Below are 6,311 nucleotides of genomic sequence, written 5' to 3' on the forward strand. Positions count from 1 at the left end.
ATCCCATGTCATATCTTTATATCGTGTCCCATCCCATAGTTGATAGTACCAGTTGTTCTCTCCTTGTTTAGATCCGAATGCTGTCATTAACTCAAAGTATGGTTCCCCGGAATTTCTAGATACAAGATTTCCATTGTAATCATATGTATATCTAACGGTCTCTCCTGTCACATCACTCTGCTGTACTAATTTCCCATTCAGATCATAATAATAGGACGTGGTAGCCGTTGCAAAATTTGAATCCGTACCAAAAAGCACTAAAAAAGCAATAGCGCAAACGAAAAGGCTTTTAAAAAATGATAGACGCATTAGTCTCCTCCATTCTTCTTCAATGTCTGTATTAAAATCATTTCTTTTGCTTTTTCATTAAATTTCCGTTCTTATCGTATGTATAGTAAACTTTCGATCCATCCGGCAATGTAGTCACAACAAGTTGGCCTGAGGCATTATATTCATACTGAACCTGATTGAATTCAGTACTAATTGCAACTCGGACAAAACCTGCTTCTGCACCACTTCCTTTGATGATTAAATCGCCTCTACCGTCACCGCTTACATCGCTGAACCAAATATTATTACTTTCAATAATTTTACTCCCAGAATTCCAAGTCCAAGGCTGATAGCCGTTACCGTTACTTAAAGAAGCATACAACCACCCCTCGTTATATCCGACATTTTTACCTACAGAGAGCATATCTGCTTTACCGTCTCCATTGATATCCGAAAACCACATTGAACCACTGTCGTCGATCATTCGGCCACCACTATTCCATGTCCAGTATGAATAGCCTACTCCATTACTTAAAGATACAAATACATATCCAGCATTTGCCGTATCCGGTTGACCTTTTGAAATCAAATCAGCTTTGCCGTCTCCGTTCACATCTGCAAACCACTGAACATCATTGTCATTGACCATTCGGGATCCAGAAGTCCATGTCCATGGATTGTAACCACTTCCGTTGCACAAAGAGACATATAACTGGCCTGCATTACTTGCATTCGGTTGACCTTTAGCAACCAAATCCACCCTGCCATCTCCATTCACATCTACAAACCAAGGTGTATCTTTCGCATTAAGCATTTTAGATTCGGACGTCCAGGTCCATGGTTGGTATCCCTTACCTGTACTTAAAGATACGTAAATCCAACCTTCATTCCATGCGCCCGCTTGTCCTATGGAGATTAAATCCGCCTTACCATCTCCATTTACATCCTCGAACCACATCGGACTATTATCATCAATCATTCGATATCCGGATGTCCAAGACCAAGGATTGTAGCCAGTTCCTGTACTGAGTGAAACATATACATACCCAGCATTTGCAGCACCTGACTGACCTTTGGTGATTAGATCTGCCTTACCATCTCCATTCACATCGGCAAGCCACATTGTACTACCCTCATCAATCATTCGGGTTCCAGAATTCCATGTCCAAGGTTGATATCCCTTCCCGGTACTCAATGACACGTATACAACTCCAGCATTCCATGCCCCCGCTTCGCCTTTGGAGACCATATCTTTCCTGCCATCCCCATTGACATCCGCAAACCATAACGAGCTGTTATCATCTATCATTCGGTTCGTTGTACTCCACGTCCATGGGAGGTAACCAGTGAGTGTATTTAGAGTTGGAACTCCAGCCGCAACAGTAACCTCGATTGAAGTCATACTCATTAACCAGAATATAGCTATTGTCAGGAATAAAACTATGTATTTCTTTGAAATATGCATATATATAAAAGTCCTCTCTGTATTTGTTATGAGTATACATATCCAAGACTGTAAAACTCCCCTATAATCAAACCACAGTACTTCCTTAACATCATAATTTACTACCTCGTACATTTAAACGGTTGTATTTTGTCGGAATGAAGCCTATTTTGTCGATCGTGTAATAATTTAGTCACATCTTAGATTAGAAAAACGTTACTAGTCAGCCTAAACATTCCAAAGCTTTTCTGTGTATATTATTTATTTTTCAGATGACTAATACTTAAATTCGGAATTAAAAAAACCTTGAGGATCTCTGCCTCAAGGTCGTAACAAAAATTATCATTAAAATAGTTTAAGATTTAAGATAATAAGTAAATAAACGGATTAATAAAAAACATGATTATGGAACTTTTAAAAATTGTATTTTATCCACATAGGCTGCTCCAGTAGCGTTTGAGTCGCATACAATTCGCAATACAACACTTGCTGTCTGAGGTTTTGTAATAAATTCAACACTGCTGTATCCCCATTGTTTCTTTAATGCATTGTATACAGTTCCTCCATCATAAACAAGTTGTCCATTCGCATCGTACTCCAGCCAATCTACGTATATTCCGCCTGTAAGCATTTCATCATAAATCCATCCACTAAGCTTATACTTAGTATTCGAATGAACTACAATCTGTCCATAATCTGCAGTTGCCGTTACTGGATCTTTTGAATGGAATTGCATACTTGATAAACCTTCTTTTACTATTCCTCCTCCCGTTGCGAGTAGAGGATTAGGAGCATACCACAGACTATCCTCTGCTTCAAAAGAAGTATCCAGTAATGGCAGATTACTTCCCTTTCTAAACTCAATTGCGTCTGCGTAGACAGTCCCTGTTGCACCTTCATCTGTAACTACACGCAGTACAAGTTTACTTGTAGTTGCTCTTGTTTTGAATTCTACCGCACCGTATTGCCATGTTTTATTTTTACCTGTCGTATAAACCGATCCTCCATCATATACCAATTCTCCATCATCATTGTACTCTATCCAATCAATATACGCGTTCCCAGTCACTAGCGAGTTGTATAACCAACCGCTTAGCACATAGTTAGTGTTGGGAGCTACTCTAAATTCCCCGAATTCAGCAGTTGCCGTAACCGGATGATTAGAATTGAATCGAATGCATTGTTTGCCATCTTTTGAACCATCAGTTGAAATACTAAATGCATTATTTAGAATATTGGGGTTCCACAAAAGCTCATCAGGTTCAAAGGGAATTCTAGAAAGCAGAAGTTTATTCCCCTTTTCAAATCGAATATTATCGAAGTAAGCTTCTCCTAAAGCGCCTTCATCTAGCACTACTCTAAGAATAACTTTCGAGGTTTGTGATTTTGTTACAAATTCTTCTCTATCAAATTGCCATTTATTCTTATTTAATGCACTTAAAGTACCACCATCATAGATTAATTGATCTGAAGCATTATACTCCATCCAATCAATACTAGCATTTCCACTCAATAATTTATTATTAATCCATCCACTTAATGTATATAGCGTATTAGGAGTCACCTCAAGTGTAATAGACTCTGCAGTTGCTACTGTAGACTGTGAAGAATGAAAATATAGACTCTGAGCACCCTCATTGGGGTTATTTGTAGAAAGTGAAAACAATGAATTGGGAATTTTGAAATTCAACGCTTCTGTTCTTGCTTCAAAAGAAGATTCTAGAATTAAATAGTCTTCTGATTTATTTAATTTCCCTAGTATATTTCCATTGTAATCATATATAAATTTACGTTGATATTGAACATTATTCTTAATATAGGTCTCAGATTCCAACCTTGAATTCATGTCATATTTATAAAGTGCAGCAAAGCTACTTTCAGAGTGCCAAATAGTAAATAAAGAAAAAATCATAATGACTAAAGATATTCGTTTTGACATTGGAACTCTCCTCTTTCATCGCTGCGATATATCATTTGTACACCCTTATCAGGTTCCCATTTGCATCATATTCATAGCGGATGATACTACCGTCTGAGAGACGCGCGGACTCTAATCTCCCATTGGAATCATAATGATATTCCGCTGGCATATATGTTTTATACGGCAAATACAACTGCGACTGCGGAACAATCTCTTTCCTTTGGCTGTCACTGGACCAAGACAAGCCAAAGGAGGCGCCTCCGCCATTTTCAAAATATTCGATGCGAAGCTCATAGTTCTGGCCCTCCATCAGATGGATAGGAAGACTGGTTAATTCACTGGCCTGCGCGGTCCACTTATCAATAAGCAGTTGTCCATTTACCCAAAGCCGGACTCCATCATCTGAATCTGTGTAAAACGTGTATGTTCCGCTAGATTTGGGACGGATTAATCCCTGCCACCTCACAGAGAATGTATCTGCTCCAATGCCCGCATCTGGCGATAGATCTCCCCATCCGAAATTCAAATTGACATCTGTGCGCGTTAATTTCAGATCAGTTAAATCCATGTTGTCATAATATTCTCCTTTCAAACCTACTCCTGGAACCTCAACCAGTGGATACAATTGGCTTTGGGGAACGAACTCTTTCGCTTGCGTAGGACTTTCCCACAAAAGTCCGATGGCTGCCGCACCCAGGTTTTCAAAATACTCGATTTGAATGTCGTATTGATTTCCGGCAACCAATTGCACGGTACTGCTTTGAAATTGACCGGATTGGTTGACCCATCGATTGAGAATGAGCTTGCCGTCTATCCATAAGCGCACCCCATCGTCTGCATTGAGATAAAACGTATAGGGTTCGCTATACTTTGGCTTGATCGTTCCCGTCCACCGAGTTGAAAAGCCATCGGGCTCGATCAAACTGTCCGGGGAACCCTCTACCCAGTTAAAATTAACAGTAGAATCTGTACGTGTCATTTTCAACCCGTTCATCTCCAGATTGTCATAATACTCTCCTTTCAGACCTACTCCCTGAATTTCAGCAGGAAGCTGCAACTGACTTTGCGGTACGATCTGTTTGACCTGACTGGCACTCGACCATTGTAATATCGATGTTGCGCCTCCATCATTTTCAAAGTATTCGAGGCGTATATCATAATTTTGTCCAGCGATCAGTGTGATTGGCTGACTCGTTAGCTCACTGGCTTGGGCCATCCATTTGTCAATGATCAAGCGGCCATCTACCCAAAGCCGAACTCCATCATCTGCAATGATGGAAAAGGTATAACTTTCACTATATTTAGGCTTAATCGCCCCTGTCCATCTCACAGAGAAGGTGTCTTGTCCAATTGAAGCATCTGGAGAGCCCAATCCCCAGTTGAAATTCACATTCGCATCCGTTCGTGTCAGCTTGAGCCCGCTTAGGTCTGAATTGTCATAATACTCCCCCTTGAGCCCAACTCGGGCTGATTCTACCGGTGGAGTGAATTGAGCTTGCGGAACAACTTGTTTGGCTTGACTGGTACTCGACCATTGCAAAATTGCCGCTGCTCCGCCGCCGTTCTCGAAATATTCAAGCCGGATATCATAGCTTTGTCCTGCTGTCAGTGTAATCGGTGGACTCGTTAGCTCACTTGCTTGTGGTACCCATTTGTCTATCAATAATCGACCATTTATCCAAAGCCTGACACCATCATCAGCAGTAATATAGAAGGTATATGCTTCACTATATTGGGATTTTATAGTCCCCGTCCATCTTACGGAGAATGTATCCACTGCAATTGAAGCATCGGGAGAACCTAAACCCCAGTTGAAATTCACATTCGCATCCGTCCGTGTCAGCTTGAGCCCAGTAAGATTGGAGTTGTCATAGTACTCTCCCTTAAGTCCATTACTTCCAGCAGCAGCGACAGCGACTGAATGACTTTTTATCGAAGGGTACAACGAGGCTTGAATATCAAAGGTTTCCCAAATATTTTGTGTTATGAATAATACAATCAGCGATATTAGCAAGCGTTTTAGCAACTTCAAACTGTCCATTCTCCTCATCATCATAATATGAAAATGTGCTACTCATTATTCTTGCACTTCTACTGTCTCGCGCCTTGTTAGTGAGAGGACAGTACTGATAAATAATCGATGGTATAGTTTTTCCGTTATTGTCGTTAAATGATCTACCACCTACACCAAATTGTTATGTAATAGCATTACCTATCCTTAATTAAGGATAGGTAATAGGAGCAAAGTTGGTATACTCTTTCCTTTCAAGTTCAAATCCTTTAGTTTGTACCAGCACCTGCCAGAGTAGCCTTAATCTCGCCTAACTGAAAATAATAGTTCCCCATATCATCTTTTCCAAGCTTTGTAGCCAACACCCGAATGTATCTTGCTTTCACTGGGCTACCAAAGTTGAATGTCTGGACAGAACCGTTGTTTATATAATTGCTATACGTCTGATTCGGAATATCTGTCCAGTTGACCGCATCATTACTCGACTGAAGCTTAAAATCTTTAGGAAACGAAAGATTCGAGCGAGGCGTTAAGCTAACTCCCATAATAGTTCTTTCATCTCCCAGACCCAGAACGATCCACTCTGTCTCGAACTCGCTACCATGCGGTACGCTCGACCAATTGGTAGATGCGTTACCATCTATGAGTTTGGTAGCTTCCCAGCC

At 40.5% G+C, this 6,311-nt stretch carries 5 protein-coding genes; all 5 read right to left on the reverse strand.

The genetic code is table 11. The annotated features are described in order from the left end of the window. Positions 1-309 (reverse strand): RHS repeat domain-containing protein (locus GC101_RS09645; RefSeq protein WP_171717069.1); only part of this gene is annotated, 309 nt, incomplete at its 3' end. A 37-nt stretch (positions 310-346) separates the two neighbouring features. Continuing rightward, positions 347-1,579, reverse strand: coding sequence for an FG-GAP-like repeat-containing protein (locus tag GC101_RS09650; RefSeq protein ID WP_171717070.1), 1,233 nt, complete (start codon positions 1,577-1,579; stop codon positions 347-349). A 538-nt stretch (positions 1,580-2,117) separates the two neighbouring features. Further along, the gene (locus GC101_RS09655) at positions 2,118-3,653 is read right to left on the reverse strand and encodes a hypothetical protein (RefSeq protein ID WP_171717071.1); all 1,536 of its coding nucleotides are present in this window, start codon (positions 3,651-3,653) and stop codon (positions 2,118-2,120) included. Between the two features lie 31 nt (positions 3,654-3,684). After that, positions 3,685-5,676, reverse strand: coding sequence for a PA14 domain-containing protein (locus GC101_RS09660; RefSeq protein ID WP_171717072.1), 1,992 nt, complete (start codon positions 5,674-5,676; stop codon positions 3,685-3,687). A 239-nt stretch (positions 5,677-5,915) separates the two neighbouring features. After that, on the reverse strand, positions 5,916-6,311 hold a 396-nt coding region (locus GC101_RS09665), incomplete at its 5' end, for a discoidin domain-containing protein (RefSeq protein ID WP_171717073.1).

The organism is Paenibacillus phytohabitans, from assembly GCF_013141775.1.
Lineage (GTDB): Bacteria > Bacillota > Bacilli > Paenibacillales > Paenibacillaceae > Paenibacillus_AQ > Paenibacillus_AQ phytohabitans.

Coding starts and splice junctions, on each gene's coding strand:
- GC101_RS09655 (WP_171717071.1), bottom strand. CDS start 3,653: ATGTCAAAACGAATATCTTTAGTCATTATGATTTTTTCTTTATTTACT.
- GC101_RS09660 (WP_171717072.1), bottom strand. CDS start 5,676: ATGGACAGTTTGAAGTTGCTAAAACGCTTGCTAATATCGCTGATTGTA.
- GC101_RS09650 (WP_171717070.1), bottom strand. CDS start 1,579: ATGATAGATGATAACAGCTCGTTATGGTTTGCGGATGTCAATGGGGAT.